This is a genomic window from gamma proteobacterium symbiont of Lampromicra miyakona, from assembly GCF_059730895.1.
The window spans coordinates 3,704,636-3,723,184 of sequence record NZ_AP035932.1 but is presented as its reverse complement, the minus strand read 5'-3'; the positions used below and the strand labels follow the sequence as shown (position 1 = coordinate 3,723,184).

General features: G+C 59.3%; 12 protein-coding genes. 9 read left to right on the top strand and 3 right to left on the bottom strand.

Annotated features, from left to right (window positions below):
* Nucleotides 1–84 precede the first annotated feature (84 nt).
* Nucleotides 85–2,040, bottom strand: a complete 1,956-nt coding sequence (gene acs / locus AC6I8P_RS17545) for an acetate--CoA ligase (protein WP_058774926.1) — start codon at nt 2,038–2,040, stop codon at nt 85–87.
* Nucleotides 2,041–2,620: 580 nt separating this feature from the next.
* Here acs and gltP point away from each other — a divergent pair.
* The 5 genes from gltP to murP all read left to right on the top strand — a co-directional run bounded on the left by gltP (nt 2,621) and on the right by murP (nt 7,294).
* Nucleotides 2,621–3,922 carry a glutamate/aspartate:proton symporter GltP gene (gene gltP / locus AC6I8P_RS17540; RefSeq protein ID WP_021507820.1) on the top strand — a complete coding sequence of 434 codons (1,302 nt, stop codon included), beginning with the start codon at nt 2,621–2,623 and terminating at the stop codon, nt 3,920–3,922.
* A gap of 172 nt (nt 3,923–4,094) precedes the next feature.
* Nucleotides 4,095–4,274: a type II toxin-antitoxin system HicA family toxin gene (locus AC6I8P_RS17535; RefSeq protein WP_306460749.1), complete on the top strand. Its 180-nt coding sequence runs from the start codon at nt 4,095–4,097 to the stop codon at nt 4,272–4,274.
* A 118-nt stretch (nt 4,275–4,392) separates the two neighbouring features.
* Nucleotides 4,393–4,797 (top strand): type II toxin-antitoxin system HicB family antitoxin, encoded by a 405-nt coding sequence (locus AC6I8P_RS17530; protein WP_058757543.1) that lies wholly within the window; start codon nt 4,393–4,395, stop codon nt 4,795–4,797.
* A 146-nt stretch (nt 4,798–4,943) separates the two neighbouring features.
* Nucleotides 4,944–5,855, top strand: coding sequence for an N-acetylmuramic acid 6-phosphate etherase (gene murQ / locus AC6I8P_RS17525; RefSeq protein ID WP_498030843.1), 912 nt, complete (start codon nt 4,944–4,946; stop codon nt 5,853–5,855).
* Entirely contained in the window at nt 5,855–7,294 is a 1,440-nt protein-coding gene (murP, locus tag AC6I8P_RS17520) for a PTS N-acetylmuramic acid transporter subunit IIBC (protein WP_481658093.1), read from the top strand. The genes murQ and murP overlap by 1 nt, the downstream gene beginning before the upstream one ends.
* A gap of 94 nt (nt 7,295–7,388) precedes the next feature.
* Here the strand turns inward: murP and AC6I8P_RS17515 are convergent, their stop codons facing one another.
* Complete coding sequence (locus tag AC6I8P_RS17515; protein ID WP_481657990.1) at nt 7,389–7,628, bottom strand: hypothetical protein; 240 nt, start codon at nt 7,626–7,628, stop codon at nt 7,389–7,391.
* A gap of 131 nt (nt 7,629–7,759) precedes the next feature.
* On the opposite strand from AC6I8P_RS17515, the gene AC6I8P_RS17510 reads away from it, so the two are divergent.
* The gene (locus AC6I8P_RS17510; protein ID WP_498030842.1) at nt 7,760–13,819 is read left to right on the top strand and encodes an autotransporter outer membrane beta-barrel domain-containing protein; all 6,060 of its coding nucleotides are present in this window, start codon (nt 7,760–7,762) and stop codon (nt 13,817–13,819) included.
* A 373-nt stretch (nt 13,820–14,192) separates the two neighbouring features.
* Nucleotides 14,193–15,737 (top strand): methyl-accepting chemotaxis protein, encoded by a 1,545-nt coding sequence (locus AC6I8P_RS17505; RefSeq protein ID WP_159377376.1) that lies wholly within the window; start codon nt 14,193–14,195, stop codon nt 15,735–15,737.
* A 3-nt stretch (nt 15,738–15,740) separates the two neighbouring features.
* Here AC6I8P_RS17505 and AC6I8P_RS17500 read toward each other — a convergent pair whose 3' ends face one another.
* Nucleotides 15,741–16,697, bottom strand: a complete 957-nt coding sequence (locus tag AC6I8P_RS17500; protein WP_021507815.1) for an AraC family transcriptional regulator — start codon at nt 16,695–16,697, stop codon at nt 15,741–15,743.
* Between the two features lie 102 nt (nt 16,698–16,799).
* Here AC6I8P_RS17500 and AC6I8P_RS17495 point away from each other — a divergent pair, with 102 nt between their 5' ends.
* Nucleotides 16,800–17,987, top strand: a complete 1,188-nt coding sequence (locus tag AC6I8P_RS17495; RefSeq protein WP_021507814.1) for an MFS transporter — start codon at nt 16,800–16,802, stop codon at nt 17,985–17,987.
* Nucleotides 17,988–18,280: 293 nt separating this feature from the next.
* Nucleotides 18,281–18,490, top strand: coding sequence for a YdgH/BhsA/McbA family protein (locus AC6I8P_RS17490; RefSeq protein WP_159377374.1), 210 nt, complete (start codon nt 18,281–18,283; stop codon nt 18,488–18,490).
* The last annotated feature ends 59 nt before the right edge of the window (nt 18,491–18,549 follow it).

The window sequence follows — 18,549 nt, the reverse complement described above, 5'->3', positions numbered from 1 at the left end:
GTGAAAAGCATACGGCGTAAGGATGGAAGAGCGGAGAGTTGCCTGCCGGGGACAGGCTGATACTCTCCGCCGGGTCAATGCCGGTTATGGCATGGTGATCGATTGTTTCTCCTCGAGCAATTTCTCCACCACGCCCGGATCGGCCAGCGTTGAAGTATCGCCAAAGTTGCTGGTATCGCCGGCGGCGATCTTGCGCAGAATACGGCGCATGATTTTGCCGGATCGGGTTTTTGGCAGCGAATCGGTCCAGTGCAACACGTCTGGCGTGGCAATCGGGCCGATCTCTTTACGCACCCAGTTGCGCACCTCACTGTACAGCTCTGGCGACGGCTCTTCGCCGTGATTCAGCGTGATATAAGCATAGATCGCCTGGCCTTTAATGCTGTGCGGTATCCCCACCACCGCGGCTTCGGCAATTTTCGGATGCGAGACCAGCGCGGACTCGATCTCCGCCGTGCCAAGCCGGTGGCCGGAGACGTTCAGCACGTCATCGACGCGGCCGGTGATCCAGTAATAGCCATCGTCGTCACGGCGCGCGCCGTCGCCACTGAAGTAGCGATTTTTAAACGTCGAGAAGTAGGTTTGCTCAAAGCGATCGTGATCGCCAAACAGCGTGCGTGCCTGGCCGGGCCATGAGTCGACGATCACCAGGTTACCCTCGGTGGCACCGTCCAGCGTATTACCTTCGTTATCCACCAGCGCCGGCTGGACGCCAAAGAAGGGTTTGGTGGCCGAACCGGCCTTCAGCTCGGTGGCACCGGGCAGCGGCGTAATCATGAAGCCGCCGGTTTCGGTCTGCCACCAGGTATCGACGATCGGGCAACGGCTGTCGCCAATCTTTTTGTAATACCACTCCCAGGCTTCCGGGTTGATGGGCTCGCCGACCGATCCCATGATGCGCAGGCTGCTGCGCTGGGTGCCGGCAATCGCTTTATCACCCTCGGCCATCAGCGCGCGGATAGCGGTTGGTGCGGTGTACAGCAGCGTGACCTTATGTTTATCCACCACTTCCGCCATGCGGCTGGGCTGGGGCCAGTTGGGTACGCCTTCGAACATCAGCGTGGTGGCCCCGCAGGCCAGCGGACCGTAGATCAGATAGCTGTGCCCGGTAATCCAGCCCACGTCGGCGGTGCACCAGTACACATCATCGTCATGATAATCAAAAACATATTTGAAGGTGGTGGCAGCATACACCAGGTAACCACCGGTGGTGTGCAGCACGCCTTTCGGCTTGCCGGTGGAGCCGGAGGTATAAAGGATAAACAGCGGATGTTCGGCCTCGACCGCTACCGGCTGATGCTGATCGCTGGCTTTCGCCATCAGTTCATGCCACCACAGATCGCGGCCTTCGCGCCAGCCGGTCTCTTTGCCGGTGCGCTGGAACACCACCACGTTTTTCACGCTGGTGACGTTTGGATTGTTCAGCGCATCATCCACGTTTTTCTTCAGCGGAATGCTGCGTCCGGCACGCACGCCTTCGTCAGCGGTAATCACCAGTTTTGCACTGGAATCCACTACGCGTCCGGCCACCGCTTCAGGTGAGAAGCCGCCAAAAATGACCGAGTGCACGGCGCCGATGCGCGCGCAGGCCAGCATGGCGACCGCGGCTTCCGGCACCATCGGCATGTAGATCGCCACCACATCGCCTTTCTTCACACCAAGGCCGGTCAGCACGTTGGCAAAGCGGCAGACGTCGGCGTGCAGTTCACGGAAGGTCAGGGTTTTGCTTTCGCTGGCGTCATCGCCTTCCCAGATAATCGCCGGGTGATCGCCGCGCGTAGCCAGGTGGCGATCGAGACAGTTGGCGGCAAGGTTCAGCGCGCCATCTTCATACCAGCGAATCGAAATATTGCCGGGGGCAAACGAGGTATTTTTCACTTTGCTGTAGGGCGTCATCCAGTCGAGGATTTTGCCCTGTTCGCCCCAAAAGGCCTCAGGATCGTCAACCGACTGTTGATACAGCGCCGCATACTGATCGGCATTTATCAGGGCATTCGCTGCAATGGCAGCGGGTACGGGATGCTTGTGTATTTGGCTCATGGCTGACCTCCTTGAAGATGTTAATCATATGTCAATCAAAGGTTAATTGAAGAGTGAGGCCGGGCTTTGTTTCTGTTTTGCAGTCTGGATCACGACCTTGTGTAAGGCTGAAAAGTCACCCAATTCAATCTGTTTACCGGCGCAGGAAATGAGACAAAACCACTGGCTGGATCAATAAAATTATGAACCAGCCGGTTAAATAAGCAGCAAACAGACCGGCACGTTTTTTCAGCAATCCTGAATAGCTATGCGGAAAATTATCGAATTAACACTTTTCATAACAGCGAGTTATGACAGGCGCATGTCAGCAGCATTTTATGCTGCCTGGCTGTGCAGGATTTAAGCTATCGCCCCAGGGGTTGCATTTACCGTAGTGAAAATGGTACTTATCTCGGCCCTGTTCAGCAGGTATCAACTCAGGCTGCATCATCGCGCGGGCGCATAATGCCGGCGCAGCGGTAACCGATGCAGTCCATTATAACCCTCTATTTTATCGGGCTTTTGCTCACTTCCCTGTGTGTAATGTCTTCTGCACCTTCGCAGCAGAGCAAAGGGGTTTTAACTGAGGAAATAACGCGTTATGAAAGGTTTTAAACTCACCCTCGCGTGGCAGATTCTGATTGCCCTGATTCTCGGCGTTATCGTCGGAACCGTGCTGCATAATCAGCCAGACGATCGTGAATGGTTAATCACTAACATTCTTACTCCTGCCGGCGACATCTTTATTCATCTCATCAAGATGATTGTGGTGCCGATTGTTATTTCCTCACTGATTGTCGGCATCGCCGGCGTGGGTGATGCGAAAAAGCTCGGGCGGATTGGTGTGAAAACCATCATCTATTTTGAAGTGATTACCACCATTGCCATTGTGGTCGGCATCACGCTGGCCAACGTATTCCAACCCGGCAGCGGCATTGATATGTCAACGCTGGCAACGGTGGACATCTCTAAATACGAAGCCACAACGGAAGCGGTGCAGGGTGCGCCACATGGCCTGGTGACCACCATTCTGTCGCTGATCCCGCAGAATATTTTCGCCTCGCTGGTCAAAGGCGACATGCTGCCGATTATCTTCTTCTCGGTACTGTTTGGCATGGGACTGTCGGCGCTGCCATCGGAGCATCGCGATCCGCTGGTGACCGTATTCCGTTCCATTTCCGAAACCATGTTTAAAGTGACGCACATGATCATGCGCTATGCGCCGGTCGGGGTGTTTGCGCTGATTGCCGTCACCATTGCTAACTTCGGTTTTGCTTCGCTCTATCCGCTGGCCAAGCTGGTGCTGCTGGTGTACGTGGCGATTCTGTTCTTTGCATTCGTGGTGCTGGGCGCGGTGGCGCGCTTCTGCAAGCTGCGTATTACCACCCTGATGCGCATTCTGAAAGATGAGCTGATTCTGGCGTATTCCACCTCCAGCTCAGAGACCGTGCTGCCGCGCATCATGCAGAAGATGGAAGCCTACGGCGCGCCGAAGGCGATCACCAGCTTTGTGGTGCCAACCGGCTATTCGTTCAATCTGGATGGTTCAACGCTGTATCAGAGCATTGCGGCGATCTTTATCGCCCAGCTGTACGGCATTGACCTGTCGCTGACCGATGAAATCATTCTGGTGCTGACCCTGATGGTGACGTCGAAAGGCATCGCGGGTGTGCCGGGCGTCTCGTTTGTGGTGCTGCTGGCTACGCTGGGCAGCGTCGGTATTCCACTGGAAGGTCTGGCGTTTATCGCCGGCGTCGACCGTATCATGGACATGGCGCGCACCGCGCTCAACGTCATCGGTAACGCGCTGGCGGTGCTGGTTATCGCCCGCTGGGAAAACCAGTTTGATACCAAACAGGCCGCCGCCTACGAGTTGCAGCTGCGCACGCAAAACGCCAGCTAAGCGACACGCTCTCTGACTGAACCCGCCTTCTGGCGGGTTTTTTTATATTTTGCAGACAAGTCCTGTCGTGGTGAGCGGCTGAAGAAAGTTTAAATTTATACCCACCATAACCACTAAAATTGAATCGGTGGTTATGGTGAGTATATAATATTCACGATGACATCAGGAGGTTGTGTTGAGCAGCAGGGAGCTGATTAGGATGTTGCTTGAACGAGGGTGGATTCTGGATCGTGTTAAAGGAAGCCATCATGTGTTTGTCCGTGCAGATAAGCCATATCACATCTCGCTTCCTCATCCTGAAAAAGACCTGGCAACCGGAACATTACGTAAGCTATTGAAAATGATGGACTGATATACGGGGGCTTTGCCCCCGATTTGGAACAATTAGCAATGTCAGGTGCAGCAGGCATTGCAATGCTTTTCATGTCCGCAGTAGATAATCAAGAAGGCAATTTACATAAGGACTCACCATGAGATTCCCCGTTTATTTGCACAAAACAGAAAACGGCAGCTGGTCAGGTTTCGTACCCGACGTGCAGGGATGTTTTTTTGCGGGCAACACCGTTGACGAGGCGTTGAGCGATGCATTTGGTGCAATCGATGCGCATGTGGAATCGTTAGCGGACGCAGGCAAGGCCATTCCAAAAGCAGCCAGCGTTGAAACCCATATTAATGATGAAGAGTGCCAGGGAGGTTACTGGGCTTTCGTTGAGATTGATCTCAGTCGTTACGAAGGTAAAGCGGTGAAGCTGAACATCACCCTGCCGCAAAACTTACTGACCAAAATCGATAGCCACGTAGAAGCACACCGCGAATACGGCTCCCGTAGCGGCTTTCTCGCCGCGCTGGCACGCAGAGAACTGGCAAACATCTAGTGCTTCTTCTTAATCCAACCCGCCTTCTGGCGGGTTTTTTTATGTCCGCTGCCGCAAAAGGTAAAAATATTGACCTGAGCAGGAGGAATTAACAATTCTATATGATATATAGTTTCAAGAATAAATTATTCCTGAAGGGAGCGAACATGAACATTGATCTGAGCCAGATGATCACCGAGGGCCGCAACCCGGCGAGCCAGAACATTGACGAGCTGAACACGGAAGCGATGCTGCGCGTCATTAACGATGAAGACAAAAAAGTGGCGCTGGCGGTTGAAGCTATCGTGCCGCAGATTACTGAGTTGGTGGATGCCATCACGGCGGCATTCAGCCAGGGCGGACGTCTGATTTACTGCGGTGCCGGGACCTCCGGCCGTCTCGGTATTCTCGATGCCAGCGAATGCCCGCCCACGTTCGGTACGCCGCGCAGTCAGGTGGTCGGGCTGATCGCCGGCGGCCATACCGCGATTTTACAGGCGGTGGAAAATGCCGAGGACAACCGCGAGCAGGGCGCGCAGGATTTAAAAGATATCGACTTTTCGGCGCGCGATGTGCTGGTCGGCATTGCTGCCAGCGGCCGCACACCTTATGTGCTCGGTGCGCTGGCCTGGGCGAAGCAGCAGGGCGCCTTCACCGCCGCGCTGACCTGTAATCCCAACAGCGCCATGTCGCAGGCGGCGGACGTCGCCCTGACGCCGGTGGTAGGCCCGGAAGTGGTCACCGGCTCGTCACGCATGAAAGCCGGCACCGCGCAGAAGCTGGTGCTCAATATGCTGACCACCGGCGCCATGATCCGCAGCGGCAAAGTGTACGGCAACCTGATGGTCGACGTAGAAGCCACCAATCAGAAACTGGTGCAGCGGCAAATCAACATCGTTAAGCAGGCCACCGAATGTGACGATGCCCGCGCACAGCAGGCGCTGGCAGCGTGCGGCGGCCACTGTAAAACCGCCATTGTGATGATACTGGCGGACCTGAACGCCGATGACGCGCAGGCGCTGCTGGCGCAGAACCACGGCTTTATCCGCCAGGCATTACACCACGCAGGAGCGCAATGATGGCGGCGATCACTGAAAGCTTATTACGCGATATCCTGCAGGCGGTCGGCGGCGCAGGCAACGTCGTGCACTGCGGTAACTGCATGACGCGTCTGCGTCTGACGCTGGCCGATGCCGCGCGGGTCGACAGCGCCCGGCTGAAAACGCTGCCCGGCGTGCTGGGCGTGATTGACAGCGATGCCCAGTTGCAGATTGTGCTCGGCCCTGGCAAAGCGCAAACCGCAGCGGAAAAAATGCAGGCGATGCTGAACAGCGCCACGCCAGATGCGCCGGGCGATCTGCACAGCATTGCCAGCGCGCAGAAGCAGCAGATGAAAGCGAAGCAAACCAGCGCGCTGCACCGTTTTCTCTTCTGCTTTGCCACCATTTTTACCCCGCTGATCCCGGGCTTTATCGGTGCCGGATTGCTGCTGGGGTTTGCCACGCTGATTGAGCAGGTGTTTCATCTTAATCAGCCCGGGGAACACGCCCGCTGGCTGCTGGATACCGTGGCTTATATGAAGGTGTTCGGCAAAGGGTTGTTCACCTTCCTCAGTATCTTAATCGGCTATAACGCGCAGAAAGCGTTTGGCGGCACCGGCGTGAACGGCGCGATTATCGCCTCGCTGTTTGTGCTGGGTTATGTCCCGAACGCGACCGTTGGCTATTACAGCGGCATGCAGGATTTCTTTGGCCTGACTATTGATCCGCGCGGCAATATTATTGGCGTGCTGCTGGCGGCGATATTTGGTGCCTGGCTGGAGAAACAGCTGCGCAAAATTATCCCGGATAATCTCGATATGATCCTCACCTCGCTGCTGACGCTGTTAATTACCGGCGCGGTAACGTTCCTGGTGATCATGCCGATTGGCGGCGAGCTGTTTAAAGGCATGTCGTGGCTGTTTATCCACCTGAACAATAACCCGTTCGGCTGTGCCATTCTGGCCGGTTTATTCCTGATTGCAGTAATGTTCGGCATTCATCAGGGCTTTATTCCGGTCTATTTTGCGCTGATGGAAACCCAGGGTTTCAATTCGCTGTTCCCGATACTCGCCATGGCCGGTGCCGGTCAGGTCGGCGCTTCGCTGGCGCTGTGGTGCAAAGCCGACAAGCACTCGCTGCTGCGCAGCCAGATTAAAGGCGCCATCGTGCCGGGTCTGCTGGGCGTCGGTGAGCCGCTCATCTATGGCGTGACGCTGCCGCGTCTTAAACCGTTTATTACCGCCTGCTTCGGCGGTGCGCTGGGCGGCTTCTTTATCGGGCTGGTGGCGTGGCTCGGACTGCCGGTGGGCATGAACACGGTGTTTGGCCCGTCAGGACTGGTGACGCTGCCGCTGATGACCTCTTCGCAGGGCATCTTTGCCGGTATGGCGGTCTATCTGGTGGGGCTGATCGTGGCGTGGATCGGCGGCTTCGTCTTTACCTGGTGGGGCGGCACCAAAAACGTCGATTTAAGCTAGAAAAGCCTGCGCCAGCAGACCGTCAAGAGGTCTGATGTCATTAAATGGATGATTTTGCTGCAATTGTGGGCTGGCTCACAATTGCAGTATTTCGTTAGCGCTGCTTATTATTGAGCGTGAGAATTATCACCCGTCCAGACTTTACTGGAGTGGCTGAAAATAAATGACGTGATATTAATGCGTTATCACTATAAGCCTTATGTAAACCAGGGTTATAGCCTTTCATTTCCTGCGAAATTCTTATTTCATCCTGATAAATATCTCCGGGCTCGCTTTTGATCTGTGCAGCCATAAAGTCTATATAAGCAACAGCTTTCTCCTGATTTTCACGCATCAGCGGCACCCTCTGTGCCCGTAATTAACCACTTGATTCGTTTTGTGAAAATAGAGTTCGCCCATCTGCCCCTTTGTTCTTTTTTCGCTGTGCTTTCACAGCGTCGCTGATTGCTTGTTACTGGAGGTTGTATGAGATTCACCCGGAATCCCATTGCGCTAGGGATCGTCGCTGCGCAGGCGGTGTTTTATTTCCCCGGCGTAGGGGAAGCGGCAACACTGGGCGCGTATAATCCGCGCGATAACGACCAGCAGAGCGGCGCGCTGATCGTTAACGGCGGTAGCGCAACCTTAACCGGTAATCAGGCGTTTGAGCCGGGCATTGACGGGGCGGTCAACACCACGCTCGGCCAGGTGACCATCGCGGCGGGCGCACAATACCTCAATCAGGCACGTCTCGATCCCGGTCCGCAAAACCTCGCCATCACCGTGCCGGATCCCACTACCGGCGGCAACACCACCTTTCAGGTGTTTGATTCCGCCAGCCTGGTGGCGCAGGCACCGGTTACCGCCAGCACGGTGGTGCCGGATCTGCAAAATGTGAATGACAATCAGTATATCGACGCGCGCATCGCCGACGTCAGCGGCAGCGGCAGTTCGCTGGATGTCAGCATTGGTCAGGCTAACGCCAACAGCAGCGCCAGCACCAACGCCTGGACCATGGCGGCCAAAAACACCACGCTGTTTCAGGTCAGTAACGGCGGCACCCTCAACTGGAACAACAACAACCGCATCACCTTTAACGGTTCTGCAGCCAACATCTCCGGCGGCCAGGTGACCGATAGCCTGGCGGTACAAAATCTCGCGACCTATAACGGCAGCTTTAGCGTGCAGACGCTGGACGGCAAAACCACCGCCTTCAACGTCACCAATGCCAGCCAGCTGCAAAGCTACAATAACTGGCTGGTGAGCCAGCTGCAGGCCGGCAATCTCGCGCCGGCCAGCTACCTCAGCGCGTTCAATCAGGCGGTCACTATCACCAACGGCGATATTGTCTATAACGTCAGCGCCACTGCGCCGGATGAAGTGACGCAGCCGATAGGTAGCCGCGTGGTGATCAATGCCGAAGGCGCCGGTTCGCAGGTTACTATCGCCACCGGTAAAACGCTGGAAGTGGTAGGGGCCAGCGATGGCGCGGTACGCGTGGCCAGCGGGGCCAATGCCACCATCGACGGGAAACTGGCGAGCCGCGGCACCGCGCTGGCGCTGGATGGCGCGACGGCTACCAATAGCAGCAGTGGCGTCATCAACGGTGGCTTCCTCAACCGTATTGATGGCACCGGCGTCGGCGCGGCCAGCAACAACGCCACGGCGGTAACGGTGCAAAACGGCGGCGATTTCACTAACAATGGCGTGCTTAACCTCGGTACCACCGGCAGCAATCTGACCAACGGCGTGGCGGGCATCCGCCTTGATGCCAATGCGCAGGCCAGCAACAGCGGCAATATCAACGTGGGCGTCAACGGTTCCAGCGCGCGCGGCACCACCTCCGGCGTGCTGCTCACCACCGACAGCAGCCGATTTACCAACAACAGCGGCGGCACGATTTATCTCGGGCGAGGCGCGCAGAACAGCCTGAGCGACAACGTGGCGGAGACCGCCCTGAACCAGAGCGGGCTGACCAGCGGCATTGCGCTGCTGGCCAACGGTAGCGCCACCAACGACGGGGCGATTGTGATTGGCTCGCGCGTACAGAACGCCGCCGGGATGTCGGTCAGCGGTGCCAGCAATGCCACGCTGATCAACAGCGGCACCATCGACGTCAACGGCAGCGCTGCGCGCGTGCCGCGCGAGAACGCCGGCATGCTGGTCACTAACAGCAACGGTACGCTGGAGAATCGCGGCACCATCAACCTCAACGGCGTTAACGGCACCGGCTTGAAAGTGCTGGCCACCAGTGGTAACAGCGCCGCCGCCAGCTCCACCGGGACCATCAACGTGGCAGGCGGAGCCGATCCGGCCAGCGGCACGCGCAACTTTGGCGTGTGGGTGGAAGGCCAGGGCAGCGGCACTGCCGCAGCGAACGTGGACGGGCCGATTAACCTCACCGGCAACGGCGCGATTGGCGTGCACGCGCGCGGCAACGCCACGGTTAACGTCACGCAGAATGCCATTCCCCGCTTCAGCACCGGCAGCAATCAAATTGGTTTTTTTGCCTATGGCCCGAATGCGCTGATCAACGTAGACGATAACAACGCGTTTGACGTCACCACCACTAACTCGACGCTCTTCCGCATCGAACAGGGCGCGACGTTTGACGGTACGAATACCACGCTGACCGCTTCCGGCACGGGTGCGGTGGCGGTGAACGGCACCGGCGGTGGCGGAACATTGGTGAAGACCAACAACGCCACGATTAACGTCAGCGGCACCGGCGCCACCGGCGTCAATATCGAGGGCGGTGCGCAGGGCAACATTGACGCGGCGACCACCATTACCCTCAGTGGCAGCAACGCCACGGGCGCGATTGCCGACGGGCAGAAACATACGCTGACCGGTGCCAACAGCCGTGCGCCGGTCGCCAGCACGCGGCTGACCTCCGCCGCAGAACTCAATTCGGCGCAGAACGGCATCACCGGCTATCTGGCGCGCAACCGCGCGCAGCTCAGCAACAGCGGCAACATTAACTTCAGCGGGGCCAATACCACCGGCCTGCGCGTGGAGAGCGGGGCGACCGGCAGCAACAGCGGCAACATCAGCATCAGCGACGGCGGCACCGGTATCGCGGTGAACAGCGCGGGCAGCACCTTCGCTACCACCGCCAGCAACAGCGGCAACATCGACGTCAATGGCGGCAGCAGCTCCCGCCGTACGCGCGGCGTCAGCGCCAGCGGTAGCCAGGCGGTGGCGAACCTCAACGGCGGCACGCTCACGCTCAACGGCAGTGGTGCCATCGGCGCCGAAGCGCTGGACGGTGCGCTGGTGAATATCGCCGCCGGATCGACGCCGATCTTTAACAATAGCGACCAGATCGCCTATCACGCTGCGGGTAACGGTTCGCGCATTCGCGCCGCCACCAGCGCGCTGGATGTCAGCACACGTGGCTCGACCGGCTACCGCCTTGACGACGGCGCGGCGCTGAGCTTCAGCACGCCGAACAGTCTGAGCGCCAGCGCCGCCAGCAGCACCGGCGTGATTGTTTCCGGCAGCGGCAGCAGCCTCAACAGCGCCAACCTCAATCTGACCGCCAGCGGCGAGGAGAGCACCGCCGTGCGCGTCGAGGGCGGCGCAGCGGCAACGCTCGACGGCAGCAGCACCATCACGCTCAGCGGCAACAACGCGGTGGGCGTGCTGGTGAATACGCTGCGCAGCGATCTCAGTAATGCGCTGGACGGCAGCGCTGCCGCCACCCGCGTCACCAGCAACGCCCGCATCAGCGGCGCTGGCAACGGTGCCGTTGGCTTTGACCTGACCAACGGCGCGGCGCTGGAGAACAATGGCGCACTGACGCTGACCGGCAGCAACAGCATCGGCATGCGCTCGCGCGCCGGCAGCACGCTGACCAACAATGGCGTGGTTAACGTCAGCAACGGCACCGGGTTAGATGTCGGCGGCAGCGGCACCACGCTGGCGCAGGGCGGCAGCATCAATGTCGATAACGGCGTGGCCGGCGTGCGCATCAGCGACGGCGCGCAGCTGGCATTGACCGGCAGCGATACGCTGATCACCACGCGCGGCACGGCGCATGGCATTTTGCTCGACAGCGGCGCGGCGGCGCTCAGCGCGCGCGACGCCACCATCAACGTACTGGGCAGCGGCAACGGCATCGAAAACCGCGCGGAGCTGGGCAACGTTAGCCTGAGCAACCTGACACTCAACGTTGGCGATGGCAACGGCATCCGCACTGCCGTCGCGTTCGATCCCGCCTCCACCGTGACCACCAATGTATCCGGCAGCGGTAACGGCCTGACTATCGCCAACGCCGATGGATCGACCACCGGCGGCGATCTGACGCTGGGTTCGGGTTACGTTTTCAATGTCACCGGCGCCGGCGGCTCCGGGATTCGCGCCAACACCACGGGAAATATCGTCACCGCCGCCAGCGTCAATATCACTAATGCGGCAGGCGGTTCGGCACTGGTCTCCAGCACTGCCGGCACCATCGTCAACCGCGGCACGCTGCGCTCCAGCAGCCTGACGGCACCGGTGGTCGATCTGCGCGGCGGCAAAACGGTATTCGAGAACCTCGGTACTATCGTGACGGCCACGGCGCAAAGCGTGGCGGTGGCGGGCAGTAACGCCGACGATGTGATTTTGCTGACCCAGGGTGACGTGCTGGGCGACATCAATCCTGGCGGCGGCAGCGATACGTTCCGCTGGACCGGCGGCACGCTCAACGGCAGCCTGACCATGGGCGCAGACAACAACAATATCGCCGAGGTCAGCGGCGTCGATCTCAGCACTACTTACCATCTCACCAGCGGCAACGGCACCGGTAACAGCCTGACCTTTGACCAGATTACGGCGCGCGGCGGCAGCTTCAGCGCGGATGACCTGAGTAAAGGCGTTAACCTCGGCAGCGGCTGGAGCATCATTAACTTCGCGGATAGCCGCTGGACGCTGACCGACAACCTGCAGCTGGCGCACAGCACCATCAACATTGATGGGCGCTCAACGCTGTACGCCGGTGACAACGTGCATCCCACACTGGCGGGCGGCACAGCGGATTCGCTGCAGGTGAATAACAGCGGTACGCTGGACCTCACCAATGGCGGCGGTTCGCCGGGTAATACGCTGGACATCAACGGCTCGCTGGCGTCGATGGGCGGTCAGGCGAATCTGGTGACGCGCCTCAATGACGGCGGCGCGCTGAGCAACCAGTTTACCGACCACATCAACGTCAGCGGTAACGCCAGCGGCACCACGCTGCTCAACGTCAGGCTCGATGCGGCAAGCAGTGCGGCGCTCACCGATCGCAACCGCAACGGCGGCATTGAGGGCAATGAAGGCATTTCGCTGGCGCAGGTGGGCGGCAACGCCGGCCAGAACAGCTTTGCGCTCAGGGATGGCTATCTCGGCGCCGGACCGTGGCAGTACCGGCTGTATAGCTTCGCGCCGGGCAGCAGCGATCCGGCCCAGCGCCTGCTGAGCGGCAGCGGCAACAATTACTGGGATTACCGGCTGGCAAACTACTACGTGTGCGAGGACAGCGACAGCTGCCAGCCGGCGCTGGTGACCAGCGGATTTGGCACGCCACAGCGCTACAATGCGCGTCCGGCGGTGGTGCCGCAGGTGCCTTCGTACATTTCGGCACCGGTTGGCCTCGCCTATTACACCGCCGCGATTATTGATGACCTGCACAAGCGTCTCGGCGAACTGCGTCACGAGCAGACGCGCCCGGCGGGTAACGGCGGTGAGATGTTCCTGCGCTACATCGGCTCGAATCTGAAATACAAAAGCGACCGCAGCTTTAGCGATTACGGCTACGGGTTTGACCTCGACTACAGCGCGGTGCAGCTTGGCGGCAACCTGCTGCGTCTCGACGGTGAGCAGGACAGCCTGCGCGGCGGCGTGGCCTACACGCGCGGCAATACGCGCATCCGTCCGCAGGCGGCAGACGGTTACAGCAGCACCAGTTTTGACAGCGACAGCCTGGCGCTGTACGGCACCTGGCAGCGCCAGAGCGGCTTTTACCTTGACGGCGTGCTGTCGTTTGACTGGCATCGTGGTGAAACCGACATTGCGCGCCAGCAGCGCGAGGCAAAGCTGAAGGGCCACGGCTGGACCGCCTCGCTGGAGAGCGGTTATCCGTTTGAACTCGGCGAGGGCTACAAGCTGGAGCCGCAGGCGCAGCTGATGTACCTGAAACTGAACATGAACGATTTCACGGATGAGGACAATAACCAGGTGCGCTATGGCGATTATCACCAGACGATTGGCCGTCTCGGCGCGCGTCTCGACCGCAGCTGGACCGATGACAGCAACCGCCAGTACACGCCTTATCTGCGCGCGAATTATTACAAAGGCTGGGGCGGCACGGCGCAGACATCGGTGTCGGCAGCCGATAACCCGGCGCTCGGGGCCAGCTTCAGCAGCGGTAATTTTGGCCAGATGTGGGAAGTGGGGGCTGGCGGCACGGTGACGCTGCAGCAGGATGTGTCGCTGTACGCCGAAGCGGATTACCGCAAGGAGATCGACGGCAACGGCGCCAGAGGCTGGCGTTACAACCTCGGCGTGCGCTGGCAGTTCTGACAGTATGTGCGCATGACGCGGTCGCCGTGAACGGTGTAATGCCGACCGGTCAGGGCAGCCGCAAATCGCACAAAATTTGTAGCGGCGCGATTTATCGCGCAATAAATTGCGCCGCTACCAAATGTGCAACGATTGTCGAACAGTTTGAGGTTCAACTGACAAACTTATCGTACTCAGCCAAAGCTCGATCTCATTTACCCTAAATGATTTTTTATCGATCCCGCCCGCGGCCAGAACTGTGAAGCGCCGCGCACTCCGGCTTTATTAAGAACAAAAATTAAATAGCCGCGCTAAAGCCAGGCCATTGTGCTGCCGAAAAGGTAAAAAAGTATTATCGATTTCTCTTCAGCCTGCGTTTTGCAAGGACTCACACATGCGTAATAACCAGCCCATCACCCAGCGTGAATTCGTCTTTGACGATCGCGCCACGCTGATGTCGACCACCGATCTCAACAGCCACATTACCTACGCCAACGACGCCTTTATTGAGGTCAGCGGATTCAGCCCGGAGGAGGTCAACGGCCAGCCACACAACATGGTGCGTCATCCGGATATGCCGCCGGAAGCGTTCGCCGATATGTGGAGCACGCTGAAGCAGGGCGAACCCTGGACCGCGCTGGTCAAGAACCGGCGCAAGAATGGCGATCACTACTGGGTGCGCGCCAATGCCATTCCGGTGGTGCGCGAGGGCAAGCTGCAGGGCTATATGTCGGTACGCACCAAACCGTCGGCGGAGGAGGTCCGTCAGTGCGAGGCGCTGTACCGTGATTTTCGTGAAGGACGTGCCAAAGGGCGTCGCTTTCATAAGGGACTGATTGTTGGCAGCGGCTGGCGGCGGCTGACCTCAGTGCTGAAAACGCTGCCGCTGCGCTGGCGCATCCGCAGTACGCTGATCGCGCTGCTGCCGCTGTCGGTGCTGAGCGTCTGGCTGCTGGGCATGGCACCGCTGGCGATCGGCTGCTTCAGCGGCGGCATGGCCGGACTGCTGCTGCTGGCCAGCCTGTGGCTGGAGCATCAAATCTCGCGCCCGATGGAGCGCATGTGCCGCCAGGCGCTGAGCGTGGCCACCGGCGCCAGCCACAAAGTCGAGCACATCGATCGGGTGGATGAGATCGGCATGACGCAGCGCGCTATCGGCCAGCTGGGCCTGATGTTCCGCTGGCTGGTGGATGACGTCAGCGGCCAGGCGATCAACGTCCTGAGCGCCAGCGACGCCATCGCGCGCAGCAATGATGAACTGAGCCGTCGCACCGAGCAGGCGGCGGCGAACGTGCAGCAAACGGCAGCGACCATGAACGAAATGACCGCCACGGTCAAAAGCAACACGGAAACTGCCAGCGAAGTGAATACGCTGTCGGCCAGCACCAGCGCAGCGGCGATCAAAGGCGGTGAAGTGATGCAGGAGATGGTCGGCATGATGGCAGAAATTGCCGACAGCTCGAAGCGTATCGCCAACATCACCAGCGTGATCGACGGCATCGCTTTCCAGACCAATATTCTGGCGCTGAACGCGGCGGTGGAAGCGGCACGTGCCGGTGAGCAGGGTAAAGGCTTTGCGGTGGTGGCGGGCGAGGTGCGCAGTCTGGCACAGCGCAGCGCCAAAGCCGCCAGCGAGATCAAAAACCTGGTGGAAACCAGCGCAGGTCGCGTGCAGTCGGGCAGCGATCACGCCGATGCGGCCGGCCACACGATGCAGGCGATTGTCGATCAGGTGCAGAATGTCACCGCCCTGATCGCGCAAATCAGCGCGGCGACGGCCGAACAATCCATCGCGCTGAGCGAAGTCAGTAGCGCGGTGGAGGATCTCGACGACATCACTCATCAGAACGCGGCGCGCGTGGCGGAAGGCGCAGAAGCCTCCGGCCGAATGGCGCATCAGGCCAACCGGCTGGTTGAAGCGATCAGCGTGTTTCGCTAAGTTTCACGACGCTTCACGTCCGGCGCGCAGCGCGCCGGGCGGTGTGCCGACAATGCGTTTGAAAGCGCGACTGAAGGCGGCCAGTGAACCGTAACCGAGGTGGAACGCCACGCTTTCCACCGCTTCGCCATCGTTAACAATACGCTCAACCGCCAGACGCATGCGCAGTTCGGTGAGGTAGCGCAGCGGCGTCATGCCGGTGGCGTTTTGAAAGCGCGCGGCAAACACCGAGCGTGAGCTGCCGGATTCGCGCGCCAGCCGCTCCACCGTCCAGTTTTCGCCGGGCGCGCGGTGCATGGCCGCCATCGCCAGGCTGAGGCGCGGATCGCGCAGGGCCTGCACCAGCCCGCTGCCCTGACCACAGCCATTCTCCACCCAGCCCCGCACAATTTGCGCCGCCACCACATCGGCCAGCCGCGACAAAATGCCGGCAAAGCCCGCTTTGCGCTGACGCGTTTCACGCTCCATGGCATCCAGAATCGGCTGGATTTCCGGGTATTGCGCCAGCAGCGTGCTGACCAGCATCACGTCAGGCATGGTGTGCACCAGCGGCTGCATGCCGCCCAGCTCAAACGCCATGCAGGCGCTGAATAAAATCACATCGCTGTCATCCGGGCAGGCATCCGCATCCGGCGCATCGTTGATGGCGCACACGCTGTCGCAGATGGGTTTGCTGTTAAAGGTAGCGATCGGCACGCACACCGCATCTTCGCCGGAGATCAGCGCGTGCGGCTTACCGTGCGGAATCAGCAGTGCATCGCCCGCCTGCAGCGGATAGACGGTGCCGGAAGCGGAGCGAATCAGCAGCGAGCCGCGGCCAACAAAGTGCAGTTGCGCCTTGCCCGGCGCGTCATCATATTGCAGGCCAAACGGCGCATGCAGCGCGATGCGCTGATATTTGACGCCGTACAGGCGCATGCCCATCAGCAGTTCGCTGGTCAAATCTTCATAGCGGCTCATACAATCCAGACGAATTATCAAAAAACAAAGTTTCTGTATCATAGATCGTCTTGCGTCGTCTCTCTATGCTTACAGCCTGATATTTTGTGATGGGGATCGCAGATGAGTCTGGATACTGAAGTAGTGGAAACAAGCATTGCGGTAGAGAAACCCGCATGGGGCGCGGTGTTCGCCATGGCGTTTGGCGTCTTCGGCCTGATCACCGCAGAATTTCTGCCGGTGAGCTTGCTGACACCAATTGCCGACTCGCTGCGCGTCAGCGAAGGGCAGGCGGGCCAGACGGTCACGGTTACCGCGCTGGTGGCGCTGCTGACCAGCCTGGTGATTGGTAACGTCACGCGCCGCCTCGACCGCCGCCTGGTGATGCTGGCGTTCACGTTGCTGCTCATCGCCTCGGCGCTGCTGGTGGCGTTTGCCGAAAATCTGCCGATGATTTTACTGGCGCGCGTGCTGCTCGGCATGGCGATTGGCGGCTTCTGGACACTGTCGACCGCCATTACCATGCGACTGGTGCCCGCCGATCAGGTGCCGCGCGCGTTGTCGATTGTGTTCAGCGGTATTTCGCTGGCCACCATCATTGCCGCGCCGCTGGGCAGCTATCTTGGCGGGCTGATTGGCTGGCGTAACATCTTCCTGCTGACCGGTGTTTTGGGCGTGCTGGCGCTGTTCTGGCAGTTCTTCACCCTGCCGTCGATGCCGCCGGAGAACAAAACGCGCAGCGGCGGCGTGCTGGACCTGCTGCGTCAGAGCGTGATGCGCTGGGGCATGCTGGCGGTGATCATGATGTTCACCGGCCATTTCGCCTTCTTTACCTACCTGCGTCCGTTCCTGGAAACCAGCGCGCAGCTGAATGTGAATCAGCTGTCGCTGGTGCTGCTGGCGTTCGGCGTGGCGAACTTCTTCGGCACCTCGCTGGCTGCGTGGCTGGTGACGCGCAGCGTGTCGCTGACGCTGACCGGCATGGCGCTGGTGATGAGCGTGACGGCGGTGCTGCTGGTGAGCTTTGGCCACGTCTCCTGGCTGGTGGCGAGCGGCGTCGCGCTGTGGGGGCTGGCGTTTGGCTCAATGCCGACTGGCTGGTCAACCTGGCTGTCGCGCGCGGTGCCGGACGACGCCGAATCGGGCGGCGGGCTGCTGGTGGCCACTATTCAGCTGGCGATCACCGCCGGTGCGGCAGCCGGTGGCTGGATGTTCGATCTGCAGGGCGCGGGCGGCGTATTTCTTGCCAGCGGCGTGCTGATGCTGCTGGCCGCCATCACCATCTTTACCCGCGTGCGGCATCACGGTTAAAACCGTTTACCGCCATCAGGCGCGCCGCGACACGCTTCAGGGTGTGTCGCGGCGCCGCTTTTGCCGCGTATGCCTGGTCTCACCAATCACAGCAATAAATCCTGTCTTTTAATCAAATCGTGGTTTTTTTAACCCTTTGCGCACAGGTTGCGCTAAACGTGCTTTTGATAGTCAAAATATTCGAATGACTTAGGCAAATCTCTGCGCTTTTTTTTTGATCGGTTGCCGGCCTACTATATCTCTCATCAAGGCGATGTCGCCTTATTCAATCAAACATCATTAAGGAAATGACCATGAAAACCATCAAAACTTTTGCTGCTGCTATTGCTCTCTCTGTTCTGCCATTTGCCAGCTTCGCGCAAAGCGTGACCGCTACCGCCTCTACGCTTGACGGTGCTGAAGCGCAAATCGCTGCTAAAGCGCAGGAACTTGGTGCTTCCTACAAAGTGACTGAAGCCAACTTCAACAACGGCGTTCACATGACCGCAGAACTGACCCAATAAGTTTGCCTTACCCTCTGTGCTGACAGGGTGCCTTCGGGCGCCCTGGCGGCGTTGCTAAC